The following is an 18,496-nucleotide window of genomic DNA, read 5'->3' as shown; positions in this document are numbered from 1 at the left end:
TTGGATTGCCGATTTAATTTTTATTTATTTTTAAATCTAATTCTTTTTACTTCTTATAAATTCAATAAAGGTTTTAATTTCTTTAATCTCATCTTCATTAAATTCTGATAAATCAACTAATTTGTAATCATCTTCATTTTTACTCTCTAAAAGATCACTTTTCCTCTTATTAATGAAATAAGTAGATATAGTCCCCGTAAGCATTCCTAAGAATCCTATACCTATCAGCATTAAAATCATAGCTGTAATTCTCCCCAAAACTGTAACAGGTGCGTAATCTCCATATCCTACCGTTGTTATTGTTACAAAAGCTGTCCATATCCCATCCCATAAACTGTGAAGTGATTTTCCTTCTTCAAATCTATATAATGCATACCCTCCAACAAAAACTAAAATTAAAGTTCCATATAAAACATAATAAAATGAATTAGTATTTATAAATTGCTTTATCCTATTCATTATTATTTTTATCTTTGATTTTTTAATTAACTTAACAGCTCTAATAATTCTGAATATCCTAAAAACAGAACTAAAGGGAATTATGGCAAGTAGATCAAAAATATTATTTTTTATAAAAGCTTTCTTATTCTTAGCAGTTTTCACTCTATAAATATAATCAACAGTAAAAATAAGATAAATCAATAATTCAATAAGCCTATATATTTTAGTATTAGTAAATAATTCATATCCTAAGAACCCCATAACTGTATGTATTACAATAAACACAGCTACAATGTTAATGGTCACTTCATATATAATATATATTTTTCTATTCTTTTGTTCCTTCATGATACTAGTTGTTTCCTCCATACATTGAGTTTCATTTACTATGCACTGAATCTGTTGATGATTTCAAATACTTTCTTAGTCATAATACTACCCTCCAAATTTTATGCTACTAGTATATCATACTAGTAGGTAGGTTATAAATATTACCTTAATATTTATTAATTATCCAATGCCTATTAATAGATTAATACTCAAATATAAAAATAAATTTTTCTGAAACTAGAACTCTAAATCATCAACAAAAATCATTTAATATACATTGATTTTTAATCCTAAAGTTTCTATGATATAATAAAGTCTTGATAAGTATAAAGAACGGAGAGTTAATACATATGAAAAGAGAATTCAAAGGAAGTGCAACACAAATAGAAACACAGTATACAGAATGGAGGTACTAGCATGGATAAATTAAATTTTAAAGGTAGTGTAATGTTAAACCCCACTCCTGTAGTACTTGTTACTTCAAAAGAACGAGATACTGGTAAAGTCAATGCTTTTACTGTAGGTTGGGTGAGCACTGTTTGTACAAAAAGTCCCATAATTGCTATGGGTATAAGACCTGAAAGATATTCTCATGAACTAATAAAAAATAGTGGTGAATGTGTAATAAACCTACCTACTAAACATTTAGTTAAAATTGTTGATTATTGTGGTGTTGTTTCAGGAAGAAAAGAAGACAAAATAAAAAAATTTGATTTAAAACTTCATGATGGTGTAGCTATCTCAACTCCTTCGTTAGAAAGTTGTCCGGTTGCTTTAGAATGTAAAGTCAAATCAATTACACCTCTTGGAACGCATGATCTATTCTTATTAGAAGTTTTAAATGTTAAAGTGGATGATAATTTATTAGATGAAAATAATAAGATATGTTTTAATAAAGCTAATCTGATTTGTTATAGTCATGGGGAATATTATGGATTGAATGCTAATCCATTAGGCTCTTTTGGTTACTCAGTACGCAAAAATACTAATTCAAAGAAAAAGAAGAGAAGAAAGAAAAATCATAAATCACCAAAATAAGTATGTATTAAAAGAGAAGACTTTGTTAAGCCTTCTTTAATACTGAATAATCATGTTATATCACTACAAAAAAAAACGCTCAGCATTTGAGTGTGAGCGTTTTTTTATTATTATTTTTGTTATTAATTCAAAACATGATCTTTGCTATGTGTAATTCTTTCTTCATAATGAGTATTTAGTGTAGTACCACAAGATCTACACTTTTCTTTTACAGTTTGCACGTACCTTTTCTCATAACACCAAACATTTGACCAAATTCCAATGTTTGTTCTCCATTCTCTGGATAATTTCCATCCTGATTCGTACGTATAAGTATTTGTATGCGAACAGGTATGAATACAAGTACCAATTTGTTCGCCACATTCGTGGCAAGGTATATACGCACTTGCAGTAGTAGAAAAACAAATCATTAAACACATTGCAATAGCTAGTACACCTGAAATCTTTTTAAATCTTTTCATAAACTTTACCCCCTAAATTAAATTTTATCCAAATTATACAATTTACGACTTATATTTTCAAATATTCTTTTTTTATCTTTTTTTTACAAATCAATGTAATTTAAGATATTTGCAACATTTTTTTATTCTTTTTTTACTTGGATTTTATTTAGTAAAAAAATGCTATAACGGAGCTCACAGTTCCAACGAAACAAGTCATAATCAACAGAGTGATTTCTGAATCCTCTATTAATAAAAAAACTTTCATTATTACTAAAACTGATATTACAATAACTTATACAAACATCTATTTATTCTTTCAAAATCTCTTTATTACATGAAAATTAGGGGATAGACTTATTGTCTTCCCTTCTAAATAATTGCTGAAATAATCAGCTCTGTAATAATTACGATAGATAAAGATATTAGTATACTAACACTAAAATTACTTATTTTCTTCATATAATCACCTAATGTGTAATTATGTCCACTTTTGCAGAAATTAAATATTTGACCTTACTCATTAACAGTTATATACTAATATAGTAAAAAAATAACTTTAGGAGGGTTAATATGAAAAAATTATTTATTAGTATTTTTTGCATGGTTATTCTTATGTTTAATGCGAATGCATTAACTTACGCACAGGTTAGTGAGAGTAATGAACACATTAGCTATTCAAGCTATGAGAGTGGATATGTAGAAGTAGAAATTAATTGGGGACCTGAATATCAAAGATGGGTAGAGAAAACCGAAGTTGACATTAATTATCCTGGGCTTGGATGGGTATATGTTCGTACAGTATATACTGCAGATACTATAAAAATTACTGGATTAGAAAAAGGTAAAACTTATACTATTAGATTGAGAGGATATATATTACCTGGAGATCATGAAGCAGATATAGAAGATACATTTAGCGTGACGGCAAAATAAAAAAAGACAGTATCAATATAGTACGTAAAAGCATCGATATAATTATCGATGCTTTTTATAATTACTATACTACCTCATTATGCTATATTTAATTATTATCTATCTATAGTACCGAATTTATATTATTAATTGACCTACTTACCTTTCTTACTTATTATGCTCTCTTTGGTTACTACACTTCCACCTATATACCTTAACATTTCCATAGCTATCTTTCATCTAAAGAAACCACAACAAATAAAGATGTTATTAATACCATCGATAAAGCTATGACTAGGATTGTATTAGTATTAAACGTAATAGTATAATAACCTCAGCATTCTATTCTGATTCAACTCTTTCACTATCGTTCCATTCACTTTTGTTGTTATTTTATAATCTTCCACCTCTTCTTCACTATTGTCATGGGGAATATTATCCTATGGTAAAAAAGAGTGTAGGTAGCTTTGGATATTCTGTAAGAAAGAAAAAAATGCCCAAAAATAAATCTAATAAAAAGCCTAGTAAAAAATAACGTTATGCAAGTAACGTTATTTTTTTATTCATTTTTTTAATATTTTTTTAATATTTTTGTTTCTTTTGCTCTTTTTTTGTGATATAATCATTTTCAATATTTCATTTTTCAGAATATTACTCTAAAATGAACTATATTTTTACATAATTGCTTTATTTTCGATTATTATTATGTAATAAAATGTAACATAATTTATCACTGTAAGGCATAAACTTAAGAAAAGGAGATGGTTTTATGACTAATAACAGAGGCCAATGGGGATCAAGACTTGGTTTTATTTTAGCCGCTGCTGGTTCTGCAGTTGGACTAGGTAACCTTTGGAAATTCCCTTACAAGGCTGGAGTAAATGGTGGAGGAGCTTTTGTACTTGTTTATATAGCTGTATTATTTTTAGTTGGATTTTCACTTATGATTGCAGAAATAGCTATAGGTAGAAAAACTCAACTTAATGCCTTAGGCGCTTATAGAGCTATTAATAAGAACTGGGGCTTTGCAGGTGCTATAGGAATTTTAGCAGGATTTATAATTTTATCTTTTTATGCTGTAATAGGTGGTTGGGTTATTAAATATCTTTTTGATTCTATAAACGGTACCTTGTTTAAAATTAATGCAGTTGATTATGGCGGGCATTTTGGAAGTTTTATATCATCATCTGGAAGTCCACTTTTCTACCAAGCATTATTTATGATATTAACACTAGTTATTGTACTTGGTGGTGTAAGTAGCGGTATTGAAAAAGCTAGTAAAATAATGATGCCTGCGTTATTCTTTATGATGATTGTTCTTATGATAAGATCTGTCACACTTGATGGCGCAATCGAAGGTGTTAAATTCTTATTTAAACCTGATTTTGGCAAAGCATTTACACCTAAGGTTATTGTTGATGCCATGGGTCAAGTATTTTTCTCATTAAGTTTAGGAATGGGTGCAATGATTACATATGGAAGTTATCTACCCCGTGATACCAACATCCCATTTAGTGGTACTATGATTTTAGTTTTAGATACTTTTGTAGCACTACTAGCTGGATTAGTTATTCTACCTGCAGTTTTTTCATTTGGATTTGAGCCTGGTGCAGGACCTGGATTAATGTTTATAACAATTCCAGCAATATTCTCAAAGATGGCTTTTGGTAATATTTTTGCAATAATATTCTTCTTACTGGTACTGTTTGCAGCTTTAACATCTTCAATATCTTTATTAGAAGTATGTGTATCATTTGTTGTAGATGAATTTAAAAAGAATAGAGTAGTTTCATCTGTGGTTCTTTCATTAATAATTTTCGTTCTTGGAATTCCTTCTTCATTAGCTAATGGAGCTTGGTCTGATGTAAAGTTCCTAGGATATAATTTCTTCGATTTTATGGATATGTTCTCCAGCAACATATTATTGCCACTTGGTGGATTCTTACTTTGTATATTTGTTGGTTGGGTATGGAATACCAAGAATGCGGTTAATGAAATAGAGAATGATGGTGAAATAAAATTTACACTGGCTCCATTATGGTCATTCGTTATTAAATACCTTTCACCAGTAATAATTATACTTATATTCCTAACTAATTTCGGAATTATCAAATTATAACAATGTAATTTATAAAGAGTATGGAAGATAAATCCTCTTTCACACTCTTTATATTTTTTATATAAGTATTAATACATGCAATCATAAAATAATTTAAAATTTATTATTTTATGATTAATCTAATTTTTACAAATACAACATATAAATGTTTCATTAAAAATGATATACTATATATGATACATATACATAATATTTTAGATTCAATGTATGTTTTATAGAACATATGATAAAAGGAGGACATTATGGAAAAAAATACTGTATTGATGGGAAAATGCAAAAAAATAGCACTTGTTGCACATGATAATAAAAAGAAAGATTTATTAGCTTGGGTTAAGAAAAATAATGAAATACTTAAGAACCATAAATTTTACGCTACTGGTACAACAGGTAGTATAATTCAAAAAAATACCGATTTAGATATTATCGCACTTAAAAGCGGTCCTCTAGGTGGTGACCAGCAGATTGGTGCCAAAATCGTTGAAAACGATATAGATTGTCTATTATTCTTTTGGGATCCCCTTGAGTCTCAACCTCACGATCCTGATGTTAAAGCACTTTTAAGAATAGCAGCTCTATATAACATACCAGTAGCTACCAACCAAGCTACTGCAGATTTTATAATTACTTCACAATTTATGTGTAATGAATACGAACGTAATATGAATACTTTTGAGGTTTATTATAATAGAAGAATAGAAATATAACACAAAAGCACGCTATCGCGTGCTTTTGTTAATGTACAATGGATAATGTATAATGGATAATGATGGATGCTTCTGACTTAGGTCAGAAGCTATATTTTATTGTTCTTTAGTCCAAGTGGATTTTACTCATTTTATCTTTGGATAAAATATTGTATTTAAACTACAATGTTTCATTTAAATGAAACGAGTAAACTATATTGTCCAAGGAACATTAAGATTAAAATTTCACAGAGTGAAATGTCCATCATTATACATTCTCCATTATCCATTCTACATTTCTTTTAAATGTTTTAACTTAAAAAGTTAATTATAAATTCAACGATTTTACTCTCCGTAAGAGCTTTATTAAACCCTTCGTTATTAATAACTAAAAGAAAAGGTAAAGATATCTTAACAGTAATAAATAGGAGTATTGTTGCTAATCCACCAGTAAAAGCTGCTCCTAGAAGCATATCTGTTCCTTTGAGCAATGTACTAGTATGTATGATTTTAACAATAATATTTCCTAGTATTAAAATCGCTATAAATGTTCCGAATAAAAGTACTATATATGCAATAATACTATACAGCAGTTCTCCTACTGCATCACCTACATTAGCTGCATTTGTCATCCAACTGTCTCCTATAAACGTTTTCAAAGTGTTTATAGAGCTTTGAATCCAACTTGCTTGCCCTCCATTAATCTGTAGGGTATCTAATTTATCTAATGCATCACTTGATAAATTAGCTATACCATTAAAGCCCAACTTATCAATTATCATATTAACACCTGTATCAACAAATTCTTTAACTACTTTAACATTTTTCAGTAGTTCCACTGTTTCTCCATGAAATATTCTACTTGCAACTATAGCTCCTACAAAAGCTACAATTTTAACAATGGAAGCCAAGAACCCTCTACAGTATCCTATTGTAATTGCTACAATAATAATTAAAATAAGAACAATATCTATTATATTCATTTTCCCATCTCCGTAACATATAGTCTAATTAATCTGTCACTTTTGCTCAATATCAATAAGTTTATCTTTTTTCTTAAGCTTAACTTCTTTCATTATTACCCTTATTATTGCATAAACTGGAATTGCAGCAAAGGCACCAATTATTCCAAGTTGAGATATTGATGCTGTAATAACTATCACAACAGTCAAAGGATGAATTTTAAGCTTATCACCAATTACCCATGGTGAAATAAAATTACCTTCTAATTGTTGAACAACTATTGCAACAATTATAACCATCAGTATTAAAGTAGGTCCTCCTGATAATGACATAATCAAGGCTGGAATAAATCCAATTATTGGTCCAACATATGGTATAAGATTAAATATTAAATTTATAAATGACAATGCAAATGCATTTGGCAGTTTTATGATACTATATCCTATTAATGTTAACAATCCAAGAATCAAAGAAACCGTTATTTGCCCACTAATATATACTGCTAAAGTTTCATCAACTTTATTTCTAATTCTACCAACTGTTTCTCTATGCTTTACAGGAATAAGCCCTACTATTTTATCCATGATTAAGCTTCCATCTTTCAAGAAGAAAACAAGCATAAATAATGTTAAGAATATTTTAGTCCCAATATTCCCTATAGCACTCACTACACCTGTAGCGCTTGATGCAACTTCACTAGCCAAATTACCAAGTATACCTTCAAAATATTCAGCAGTCTTATCTATAAGATCCTGTAAAGGTATATATTGCTCAAAAGGCCATACTTCTATTTTATTTGAAATAATCCCCTCAATTACTTTTTTAAGAGCATTAAATAAATTAACTAATTCTTTTCCTATCTGTGTTCCACCATAACCAAACATTATTCCAAATAGAATAATTACTCCAACAAATGTTATACCTACAGAAAGCCCTCTTTTCTTAGTCCATTTCTCTACTAAATTCACCACAGGCCTTAACACATAATATAGAAATACTGCAAATATCAATGGAATAAGAAACAAATTCATTACATTGTATAAGGGTGTTAAAATTGGTGATACTCTAATTAACAATAATATAATTACTAAAACTGAAATTATCTTCAAAGAAATTCTGAAGAATTTATTTTCTAACATAAAAACCTTCCTTTCTCCTATGTTTTAATTCTTTTAAATTTTTTAACAAGACTCTTCTATTTTTATAAGAGCACTGTTAAGCTCTCCTCCAATTAGCACAACTAATGAAGTGAGATATATCCATATCATAAAGATTACTACTGCTCCTAACCCCCCATAAATAATAGCAAAATTAGCTATATTATTAACATAATACGAAAACCCTAATGATGCTAAAATCCAACCTAATGTTGCTATTAAAGCTCCAGGAGCAACTTGAAAAATATGTACTTTTTGAGCAGGTAGTATAAAATAAATAACTAAAAATACTAAAAATATAACTCCTACAGCAAATATTATTCTATACGCATTCCATAATATCTGAAAATCTCTATTTAATTTTGCCCAAGTAATAATTGCCTTTCCCACATACTCACCTAATACAATCAAACCTAATGAAGACATGATCATTAGCCCTAAAGCTAACATGAATACTACAGATGTTACAAATCTCTTAATGATATTTCGATTTTCCTTTATATTATACGCTTTATTTAACCCTTTCATCAAGCTTCTAACTCCCCTTGAAGCTGAATATACCGTAATTATTATACCAACAGACATTATATCCCAGTTAGCCTTAGAAAAAGTTTCAATTACTGTACTACTTATCAATGAATATGAATTCTCAGGTATCATGCTCTTTAATATACTTAAGATACTGTCCACACTTATATTACTATAACTCATAAGAACTAAAATAAACAGCATAAATGGAAAAAAAGCAAGAATAAGATAATATGAAAGTTGTGCAGCAATATCAATGATACCATCATCTAAGCTCTTTTTTATTAAAGTCACTAATTTTATTAACATATTGCCCTCCCTAAAAAATAAATCCCTCTATGACCATATAGTAATAGTTTAATACAATTACAAAGGAAATAGAAGGATTTTATTGGAAATTAATACTTTTTATTTCTTACTTCTCTTTACATAGCACTTTCCTTATACTGAAGAGAGTATAATTTGTGATATATGCCTCCCTGTTCAATAAGCTCCTCATGTCTTCCCATTTCTCTTATCTTTCCTTTATGAAGAACTATAATTTTATTGCAATGTTTGATAGTTGATAATCTATGAGCAACAACAATAGTAGTTTTATCTTCTATAATTTTATTTATTGCATCTTGGATTAGCACTTCTGTTTCTGTATCAATGTTGGCAGTAGCCTCATCCAGCACCAAAACATCTGGTTTAAAAGCCAAAGCTCTTGCAAAAGAAATGAGTTGTCTTTGTCCTGTTGATAATGTTGCACCTCTTTCAACAACTTCTTCATCATACCCTTTATTTAGTTTATTTATAAATACATCAGCATTAACATACTCTGATGCCTCTTTAATTTCCTCTACTGATATTCTGTCATCGTTTAATCTAATATTCTCCTTTATATCTCCCGAGAACATAAATACATCTTGTAGAACTGTACTTATTCTTTCTCGTATTGAATTTTTATCAAGATTTTTAATATTAACGCCATCAATTAATATTTCACCTTCTTGAATATCGTACATCCTACTAATAAGATTAATTATTGTACTCTTCCCTGAACCTGTAGCTCCAACGAATGCAACAGAATCACCTTTATTTATTTTAAATGAAACGTCTCTTAACACCCAATCTTTATCATATTTAAACCATACATTTTTAAATTCTATCTCACCTTTAATTTCTTCAACAACTGTACTATCAGGAGAATTTTTAATTTCTACTTCAGTATCTAATAATGCAAATACCCTTTCACTAGACGCCATTGCTGACTGAAGGATATTAAATTTTTCACTTAAATCGAAAATTGGTCTAAATAATTGCTGAATATATTCTATAAATGCAAATAAAACACCAAATTCAATTATACCATTAATTAACCCTTTACCTCCAAACCATAAAAGTATAGCTAAAGTTAAAGAGAATAAGAAATCTATAGATGGTCTGAATACTGCATAAACAAATAATTCTTTTAAATTTGCTTTTTTATGTTCTGTATTTACCTTATCAAATTCATTATAAAAATCATCTTGCAATTGAAAACTTTGAATTATTCCCATTCCATTTATATTCTCATTAAGCGTTGCGTTTATCACACCTAACTTTTTCTTTACATCTCTATGTGCGTTTCTAGCTTTGTTTCTAAATAATATTGATACAAGTATTATAATTGGTAGTGTACTTAAACTGATAAGTGCTAGTTTCACATTTATTATCATCATAAATACTATTGTTCCTAAAATAATTGCTATATCTTTCAAAAAACTTATTATAACACTAGTGAACATTTGATTAATATTAAACATATCATTTGTTAGTCTTGTAACAATTTTCCCTACAGGAGTTTTATCAAAAAAGCTTAAGGATAGCTTTTGAACATGTTTAAACAAATCTTCTCTTATATTATAAATTACCTTCTGTCCAACATAATTCAGAATATAGGCTTGAATATATGTGAATATGAAACCACAAAATAATAATACAGCAAATATAATTGTTATAAATCTTAATCCAGTTACATCTCCACTTCGAAATTTTTTATACTCCTCTTGATTCAATAGTATTCCATTAACAGTTCTTTCATTCTCAAATATAACTGCTACACTTGTCTCATTTTTATCTTCAATCCTCTTTACCTTCTCATCGCTTTTAATTGCTCCATCAACTAAATAATGTTTTCCTTCATGATTTAATAATTGACTTTCTTTATAATTATCTAAATCAGCTTTTTCTATATAATCCTTTCTAATATAGAATTTCCCCTTAAAATATACTCCTTTATCTCCTACATTATTATCACTAATAACCATTACTTTGCTTTGACCATTTATATAATCATCTATAGCAACCTTCATTAAATAGGGTCTTGTTAAATCTACTATTGTTGAGAGCACTACAAGAAGAATACATATACCTAACAATCCATAAAATTTCCTTGCAAATTTCATTAATCGCTTTATTAGCTTAATATCTACTTTTTTATTAAATTGATCTAGATTTTCATTAGTGTTATTCTGCATAATATCCCCCCTTATTCTGCATTTTTAAGATTCTCTTCCAATTGCTGCTTATCATATATTTCTCTATATAAACCTCTTGTTTTCAGTAGTTCTTCATGAGAACCATACTGAATTATTCTTCCTTCGTCTAATACAATTATTTTATCTGAATCTTTTATTGTAGAAATTCTATGAGAAATAATTATAGATGTCCTGTCCTTCATAATCCCTGTCAATCCACTTAAAATTTTCTCTTCAGTATGGGTATCAACTGCCGAGAGACAATCATCTAATATTAGAATTTTAGGATTTTTCACTATTGCCCTGGCAATAGAGGTTCTTTGTTTTTGTCCCCCTGAAAGATTTACTCCTCTCTCTCCTAGCATTGTTTCATATTTATTAGGTAATGCTATTATTTCATTTTTAATCTCAGCAATTTCAGCTGCTTGTTCGATGTTTTCAAAATCCTCGTCAGTATTATATAAGGCAATGTTATCTCTGATTGTTTTAGAAAACAAGAAATTCTCTTGAGGAACATAACCGATATTCTCTCTTAATACTTTTAAAGGAATATTATTTATATCCTTTCCATCAATGAATATTTCTCCATTTCCTACATTATAATTTCTAAGTAATAGATTAATTAATGTAGTCTTTCCACTTCCTGTTCTACCTATTATAGCTAATGTCTCACCTTTTTTAATATTAATATTTATTTCTTCTAGTGCTGGATTATCTGTATCTTCATATTTAAATGTTAGTCCCTTTATTTCAATTGACCCTTCAATATTGTCAATTGAGTCATCTACATTTATATCTCTTATCTCAGGTTCCGTATTTAATATTTTATTTAACCTTTCCATAGAAGCAGAACCTCTTTGAATATGATTTATAACCATCCCAATAGCCATCATCGGCCACACAAGCAACCCTAAATAAACTAAAAAACTAGTTAATTCACCTAATGTAAGTGTCCCTTCAATAACTAAGCTTCCACCATATCCAAGTGCAATAATAAAACTTACTGATGAAATAAACATTACCAATGGAAAGATTGCTATAAATAACTTTGCTGAGTGCATGTATTTGTTTAAATACTTATCATTTGCTTTTTCAAATATTCTATATTGTGACTTAAATTGAACAAATGATTTTATTACTCTAATTCCTGATATGTTTTCTTGAATTTTATCGCTTAGATTTCCAAAGGCTTCTTGACTCAATTTATATCTCTTCATTATTTCTTTTCCCATTAACCCAACCATCAACGCAATGATAGGTAATGGGATTAATGCTAATAATGTTAGTGTTAAATTAATATCTTGAGCCATTCTTATAACTACCAATATAGTCAATACTATTGAATCAACCATCATAACAACACCAGGTCCAAAGGCCATTCTCACTGCTTGGATATCATTTGTTGCATGTGCCATAAGGTCTCCCGTTTTATTATTATTAAAATAATTTTTTGATAATTTCTCTAAATGACCAAAAAATAAATTTCTTAACCAATACTCCATTCTTCTAGATGTTCCAGTTATAAGCATTCGCCATCCAAACCTACCAAATGCTATAGCTAAAGCTACTCCTAAAATAATGCCAATATATTTTAATAACATTACTGATGTTAGGGCTTTCGTTGTAGCTGCATCTGTTAATTCCCCCAATACCTTTGGCATAACCAATTGAAGTACATCAATAGCTATAAGAATGATTATTCCTAAGATATAACTAAGCATATTTTTCTTAATAAATCCCTTTAAATGTTTAAATGTCTTCATATTCCCTCCCGTTAATTTTTTCATATAACTTATAATATTTCTATACTCTAATTATAATTCCTTCTTTTTTCTCAAATTACTTGAATTTTCATAAATATTTTACAAATTATTCATGAAAAAAAGCGAACCTATTGGTTCGCTGTAAGTTCCCGTTTTCTACCTAATACTTTTTCCCTAAATATTCTCATATTTTCTTTTTCAGCCTCTATTCGTTCTTCCTCCAATGTCCCTCTTCCCGTTCTATCAGCATAACATAGTAAACTTAGTTCTTCTATATCAACTTCTTTTATCATACTATCAATATCCGCAAAAGGAAGATTTTTCACCACAAACAGAGGCTGCATATGCCATCTTACTAAGGCTACCACATCTTTTATAAATTTTTCATCTTCATTAAAGAACTCAAAAAATTCTTTAGTCTTTTTGGCACTTGCTTTATCATGATCATACGCTGTTATTTTACCTTTTCTAACTCTTGTAGTCTCAAATTTTCCTACATCATGCATAAGAGCAGCCCACATAAATCTCCTTCTATTATTACTCTTATCTCTTAACTTCGCTGCTTGATCAACTACCATTAGAGTATGTATCCAAACATCCCCTTCTGGATGATGAACTTTACTCTGTGGTACCTCTTTAAGCCTATACAACATATCAAATGGATATCTTTGATATGTTTCTTCTTTTAAAAATAATTCACTAAGTTCTTTTGATGGTTTTTCACTATTTAATAATATTTTTTCTATTTCCATTAAATCATTCATTTTCTTATCACCTTCACATAAATTATTTTTATACTTTTATTATGTCCAACTTATCTCGTTTAATAAAACTATTGTGTAACACATTTATCATACGCCACATAATATACCCATATAGGGTATCAAAACTATGAAATTATAACATATGGAGGATTTAGAAATGTTAATTGAAGGAAATTCAATGAATATTAGTCAAATTTTATCAAGCAATGCATTAGCGGTAATAGATTTTTACGCACCTTGGTGCCGTCCATGTAAAATGTTGTCTCCCTTAATTTATGAATTATCAAATGAAAATTCAGATGTAAATTTTATTAAAATAAACGTGGATGCAAATCCAACAATTGCAAAATATTTTAATATTACAAGTTTACCAACAGTAGCATTCTTCAAAAATGGTCAATTTGTTGATGTAAAAACAGGATTCGTTCCAAAGAAAATTTTAGAGAGTACAATAAAAAATTACAGATAACCCACTGGTTATCTGTATTTTTTTAAAGCTTTCTCAATTCTACTAATACACATCCCTGTATAGCTGTCATATTATTCTCTCTGCAATACTCTAAAATCTCACTGCTCTCAGCACCTGGTTGAATAAGCACTTTATTAATACCTTTTTTATTTGCTTCTTTTACTATATTTATGCCACTTTTAGGATTAATACATAAATCTAATACATCTATAGTATGTTCGATATCCATAATGCTATTATGTACACTTTCATGTTCTTCTTTTGGATGCACTCCCTCTACTTGATACCCATTACTATTTAAGGCATTTACTATTTTATGTGCATATTTCTGTTGATTCATCACATCACCTGCAACTGCCCAATTTTTAAACTTCATAAAATCTTTTGCTTCCATAATAATCCTCCTTTTAATATTTACTACATATATTTCATTTGCTTTTTGCTACTTATTCTTAATTTATATTATACTCTTATACTTCTAAAAATAAAATAAACCCTCAAGGGAAATTCATCTTGAGGGTTATTATTTTATTTTTACTCAGCTTCTACTATAACATCACCTAACCAAAGAGAATTCAATTTAGTTTTTGATACTCCTATAACATTTGATTTAACCATAAAGAAATCTGTATAGAAGTATACTGGTACTATTGGTAATTCTTCCATTAATATTTTCTCTGCTTTATAGAAATTTTCCATTCTTTCTTGACCGTTTAAGAAAGGAGCCTCTTGAATTAATCTAGTATATTCTTCATTAACCCATTTTGAATCATTCATAGAACCATCAATAATGAATAAATCAAGCATAGTGTTAGGGTCTGAGTAATCACCTAACCATCCACCTCTAGCAACGTCATATCTACCATTTCTTCTATCTTCTTGGAATACAGCCCATTCTGAATTACTAAGTTCAACATTGATTCCTAAATTCTTTTTCCACATTGCTTGAACTGCTTCAGCCATTGTTTTATGACTTTCATTTGTATTGTACTTAAGATCTAATGTTGGGAATCCTTCACCATTTGGGTATCCTGCTTCTGCTAATAATGCTTTAGCTTCTTCTAGCTTAGAATCATCAGATGGCATTCCATAATCTCCAGCTACTGTTCTAAATTCATTACCTTCAGCATCTAGAATTCCAGGTGGAACAAATCCAGGAGCTGGAAGCTGTCCGCCCTTAAGAACCTGTTCAACTAATTCTTTTCTATCTATAGCATAAGCCATTGCTTTTCTTACTCTAAGGTCTTGTAATTGAGGGATAGAATCATCTCTCATATTAAACATATAGTAATAAGTTCCTATTACAGGTAAAACATAAAATTCTGGATCTTCAACCATAAGTTGAGGAATAAGATCATTTGGAACTGAGTTTAGCACTTGAATCTCACCATTTTGGTATGCAGTGTATGCAGTTGAGTCTTCAACTATCATCTTTGCAGTAATCTTTTCAAGTTTAACATCATCAGCTTTCCAGTAATGTTCATTTTTAACCATTACTAATCTATGAGAATCTACATATTCTACAAGTTTAAATGGACCATTACCTATGAAATTTTCAGGTTGTTTAGCCCATAATCCATCTTCACCAGCTTCAACAGCTTTTTTATTTACTGGGAAATAAGTATAGAAAGCTGTAAGTCCTAGGAAGTAAGGTGTTGGAGATTTAAGAGTTACTTGTAAAGTTTTCTCATCAATAGCTTTAACTCCCACTTCATCAGCAGTAGCGCCTTCACCTAGATTATACTCAGTAGCATTTAAAATTGGATCCATTATAAATGCATATTCAGATGCTGTTTCAGGATCAAGAACTCTCTTCCAGGCATATTCAAAATCATTAGCTGTTAAAGGAGTTCCATCTGACCATTTTGAATCTCTTAAATGGAAAGTATATACTAGACCATCATCACTAACTTCCCAACTTTTAGCTATACCTGGTTTGTATTCACCGTTAAATTCTCTTACAAGTCCTTCAAATAGATTGTTACCAACATCCCCACCGTCAGTAGCAGAATTTAAACCTGGATCAAGATGTCTTGGATTAGCACCAAGATTCCAAACGATCTCTTGAGGTACATCTTTTGCCACGTCTTGTTCTTCATCTTTGTCCCCATTATTCGTAGTATTCTTATCCTCGTCCTTGTCCTTATCATTGTCATTATCTTTGTTCTTGTCTGTGGACTCATTTTGAGTTGAATTACTACTATTTGCACTATTACTATTATCTTCTTTATTTCCACAAGAAACAAAAGCACCAACTACTAATGTCATTGATAACAATAACGCAAGTCCCTTTTTAATCAAATTTATCCCCTCCTATAATAATTTATATAAACTGAGCTTTACTCAGGCTATATCTTCTTAAAAACCAAGCTTCTCATCAACCCAATGACAAGCAACCTTATGCCCTTCTTTTACTTCTTTCATAACCGGTACTTCTTTTGCACATTTTTCATTTGCATATTTACATCTTGTTCTAAACTTACAACCAGATGGAGGATTAATTGGACTTGGAACATCCCCTTCCAAAACCTCTCTATTTTTTTCAATAGAGTAGTCTGGATCTGGTATTGGTATAGCCGATAATAATGCTTGTGTATATGGATGTAATGGATTCTCATACAACTCATCGCTTGGTGATATCTCAACTAGATTTCCTAAATACATTACTCCAATTCTGTCGGAAATATGTTGAACCATTGATAAGTCATGAGCTATAAATAAATACGTTAACCCCAATTCTTCCTGTAAATCCTCTAACATGTTAACCACTTGTGCTTGTATAGAAACATCAAGTGCTGAAATAGGTTCATCGCATATTATAAAGTCTGGATTAACAGCTAGTGCTCTAGCAATACCAATTCTTTGTCTTTGACCTCCTGAGAATTCATGTGGATACCTAGAAGCATGATCTTTACTTAATCCAACTCTATGTAACAACTCGTAAATTCGACTTTGTCTTTCTTCTTTGCTTTTACATAATCCATGGATATCCATAGGTTCTCCAATTATATCTGCAACAGTCATTCTACTATTCAACGATGCATATGGATCTTGAAATATCATTTGAATTCTTTTTCTATATTCCTTTAATCTTTTTTCTCCAAATTTTGAAATATTAGTACCATCAAATATAACTTCTCCACCAGTAACATCATATAGTCTAATAATTGTTCTACCAGTTGTAGATTTGCCACAACCTGATTCTCCTACTAGCCCAAATGTTTCTCCTTTTTTAATTTGAAACGAAACATCATCTACAGCCTTTACATATGATGGTTGTGAAAAGATTCCTTTGTCTATTCTAAAGTACTTCTTAAGATTTTTTATTTCTAATAAAATATCATCTCTCTGAACTTTCTCCATTCCAATCCCTCCTATGCCTCTGTTTTTTCCTCTAGTGGTGGTGCATCAGAATCCAACAACCAACACATAGCTCTGTGTTCTTCAGAAATCTTGTAATACTCAGGTCTTTCACTTATGCATATATTCATAGCATGATCACATCTAGCTGCAAAAGGGCACCCTGTTGGAGGTTTTAACAAATCTGGAGGAGTCCCATGAATAGGAACCAATTTTTTTCTTTCTCCAATATTTATTTTAGGAATAGATTTCAAGAGTCCAACTGTATATGGATGCTTAGGATTATAGAATATATCTCTTGCTGAGCCCTCTTCCATTATTAACCCACCATACATTACTATTATTCTTGAACAAACATCCGCAACGACACCTAGGTCATGTGTTATTAATATGATTGAAGTATTAATTTTATTCTTTAACTCTTTCATTAATTCAAGTATCTGAGCTTGAATTGTTACATCTAGAGCTGTAGTTGGTTCATCAGCTATTAATAAATCTGGTTCACAAGATAAGGCTATTGCAATCATCGCTCTTTGTCTCATTCCACCTGAAAATTCATGTGGATAATTATCTATCCGCTTTTCAGGTGATGGAATTCCAACTATTTTTAGCATTTTTATAGCTTTTTTTCTTGCTTCTCTTTTACTTATCTTTTGGTGACGAGTAATAGCCTCAATAATTTGATTACCAATTGTATATACAGGATTTAAAGAAGTCATAGGATCTTGAAAAATCATAGCAATTTCATTTCCTCTAACTTTTAACATTTCACTTTTTTTGAATTTAACCAAATCCTTGCCTTTGAAGAATACCTCACCATTTTTTATTTTTCCTGGAAATTGAAGAAGCTTCATTACTGACATTGATGTTACACTTTTACCACTTCCTGATTCTCCAACTATTCCAATGGCTTCTCCTTTATTTACATGAAAACTTACCCCTCTAACTGCTTGTACTTCACCTAAGTGAGTATAGAAAGAAGTACTAAGATTATTTACTTGCAATATTTTTTCTTCCATACTTAT

The 18,496-nt window shown here is 29.8% G+C and carries 17 protein-coding genes; 5 read left to right on the top strand and 12 right to left on the bottom strand.

Annotated features, from left to right (window positions below):
* Positions 1-36 precede the first annotated feature (36 nt).
* A complete protein-coding gene (locus OW730_RS12680) occupies positions 37-789 on the bottom strand; it encodes a potassium channel family protein (protein ID WP_271229379.1) in 753 nt (250 codons plus the stop codon).
* 399 nt (positions 790-1,188) lie between these two features.
* Here OW730_RS12680 and OW730_RS12675 point away from each other — a divergent pair, with 399 nt between their 5' ends.
* The gene (locus tag OW730_RS12675) at positions 1,189-1,809 is read left to right on the top strand and encodes a flavin reductase family protein (protein ID WP_271229378.1); all 621 of its coding nucleotides are present in this window, start codon (positions 1,189-1,191) and stop codon (positions 1,807-1,809) included.
* 122 nt (positions 1,810-1,931) lie between these two features.
* Here the strand turns inward: OW730_RS12675 and OW730_RS12670 are convergent, their stop codons facing one another.
* A complete protein-coding gene (locus OW730_RS12670) occupies positions 1,932-2,270 on the bottom strand; it encodes a hypothetical protein (RefSeq protein WP_271229377.1) in 339 nt (112 codons plus the stop codon).
* 552 nt (positions 2,271-2,822) lie between these two features.
* Between OW730_RS12670 and OW730_RS12665 the strand changes: the two genes are divergently transcribed.
* The 3 genes from OW730_RS12665 to OW730_RS12655 all read left to right on the top strand — a co-directional run bounded on the left by OW730_RS12665 (position 2,823) and on the right by OW730_RS12655 (position 5,987).
* Complete coding sequence (locus tag OW730_RS12665) at positions 2,823-3,185, top strand: hypothetical protein (RefSeq protein WP_271229376.1); 363 nt, start codon at positions 2,823-2,825, stop codon at positions 3,183-3,185.
* Between the two features lie 748 nt (positions 3,186-3,933).
* The gene (locus tag OW730_RS12660) at positions 3,934-5,283 is read left to right on the top strand and encodes a sodium-dependent transporter (protein ID WP_271229375.1); all 1,350 of its coding nucleotides are present in this window, start codon (positions 3,934-3,936) and stop codon (positions 5,281-5,283) included.
* 242 nt (positions 5,284-5,525) lie between these two features.
* Positions 5,526-5,987, top strand: coding sequence for a methylglyoxal synthase (locus tag OW730_RS12655; protein ID WP_333781278.1), 462 nt, complete (start codon positions 5,526-5,528; stop codon positions 5,985-5,987).
* Positions 5,988-6,277: 290 nt separating this feature from the next.
* On the opposite strand, the gene OW730_RS12650 is transcribed toward OW730_RS12655, so the two are convergent.
* From OW730_RS12650 to OW730_RS12625, 6 genes are all read right to left on the bottom strand, one after another.
* Positions 6,278-6,949 (bottom strand): CvpA family protein, encoded by a 672-nt coding sequence (locus OW730_RS12650; protein WP_271229374.1) that lies wholly within the window; start codon positions 6,947-6,949, stop codon positions 6,278-6,280.
* Between the two features lie 36 nt (positions 6,950-6,985).
* Entirely contained in the window at positions 6,986-8,068 is a 1,083-nt protein-coding gene (locus OW730_RS12645; RefSeq protein ID WP_271229373.1) for an AI-2E family transporter, read from the bottom strand.
* Between the two features lie 42 nt (positions 8,069-8,110).
* A complete protein-coding gene (locus OW730_RS12640) occupies positions 8,111-8,923 on the bottom strand; it encodes a YihY/virulence factor BrkB family protein (protein WP_271229372.1) in 813 nt (270 codons plus the stop codon).
* Positions 8,924-9,039: 116 nt separating this feature from the next.
* Positions 9,040-11,115 (bottom strand): ABC transporter ATP-binding protein, encoded by a 2,076-nt coding sequence (locus OW730_RS12635; RefSeq protein ID WP_271229371.1) that lies wholly within the window; start codon positions 11,113-11,115, stop codon positions 9,040-9,042.
* A gap of 11 nt (positions 11,116-11,126) precedes the next feature.
* Entirely contained in the window at positions 11,127-12,878 is a 1,752-nt protein-coding gene (locus tag OW730_RS12630) for an ABC transporter ATP-binding protein (protein ID WP_271229370.1), read from the bottom strand.
* A gap of 128 nt (positions 12,879-13,006) precedes the next feature.
* Entirely contained in the window at positions 13,007-13,642 is a 636-nt protein-coding gene (locus tag OW730_RS12625) for an HD domain-containing protein (protein WP_271229369.1), read from the bottom strand.
* A 157-nt stretch (positions 13,643-13,799) separates the two neighbouring features.
* Between OW730_RS12625 and trxA the strand changes: the two genes are divergently transcribed.
* A complete protein-coding gene (gene trxA, locus OW730_RS12620; protein WP_271229368.1) occupies positions 13,800-14,111 on the top strand; it encodes a thioredoxin in 312 nt (103 codons plus the stop codon).
* Between the two features lie 22 nt (positions 14,112-14,133).
* On the opposite strand, the gene OW730_RS12615 is transcribed toward trxA, so the two are convergent.
* From OW730_RS12615 to OW730_RS12600, 4 genes are all read right to left on the bottom strand, one after another.
* Complete coding sequence (locus OW730_RS12615) at positions 14,134-14,505, bottom strand: CoA-binding protein (protein ID WP_271229367.1); 372 nt, start codon at positions 14,503-14,505, stop codon at positions 14,134-14,136.
* Positions 14,506-14,645: 140 nt separating this feature from the next.
* The gene (locus OW730_RS12610; RefSeq protein WP_271229366.1) at positions 14,646-16,412 is read right to left on the bottom strand and encodes a peptide ABC transporter substrate-binding protein; all 1,767 of its coding nucleotides are present in this window, start codon (positions 16,410-16,412) and stop codon (positions 14,646-14,648) included.
* Between the two features lie 57 nt (positions 16,413-16,469).
* Entirely contained in the window at positions 16,470-17,474 is a 1,005-nt protein-coding gene (locus OW730_RS12605) for an ABC transporter ATP-binding protein (RefSeq protein WP_271229365.1), read from the bottom strand.
* Positions 17,475-17,485: 11 nt separating this feature from the next.
* A complete protein-coding gene (locus OW730_RS12600; protein WP_271229364.1) occupies positions 17,486-18,490 on the bottom strand; it encodes an ABC transporter ATP-binding protein in 1,005 nt (334 codons plus the stop codon).
* Positions 18,491-18,496: the final 6 nt, after the last annotated feature.

Source organism: Oceanirhabdus sp. W0125-5 (assembly GCF_027938815.1).
GTDB lineage: Bacteria > Bacillota > Clostridia > Clostridiales > Clostridiaceae > Oceanirhabdus.
Note: the sequence above shows the minus strand (reverse complement) of the source record. Positions and strands in the feature narration are given on the sequence as shown.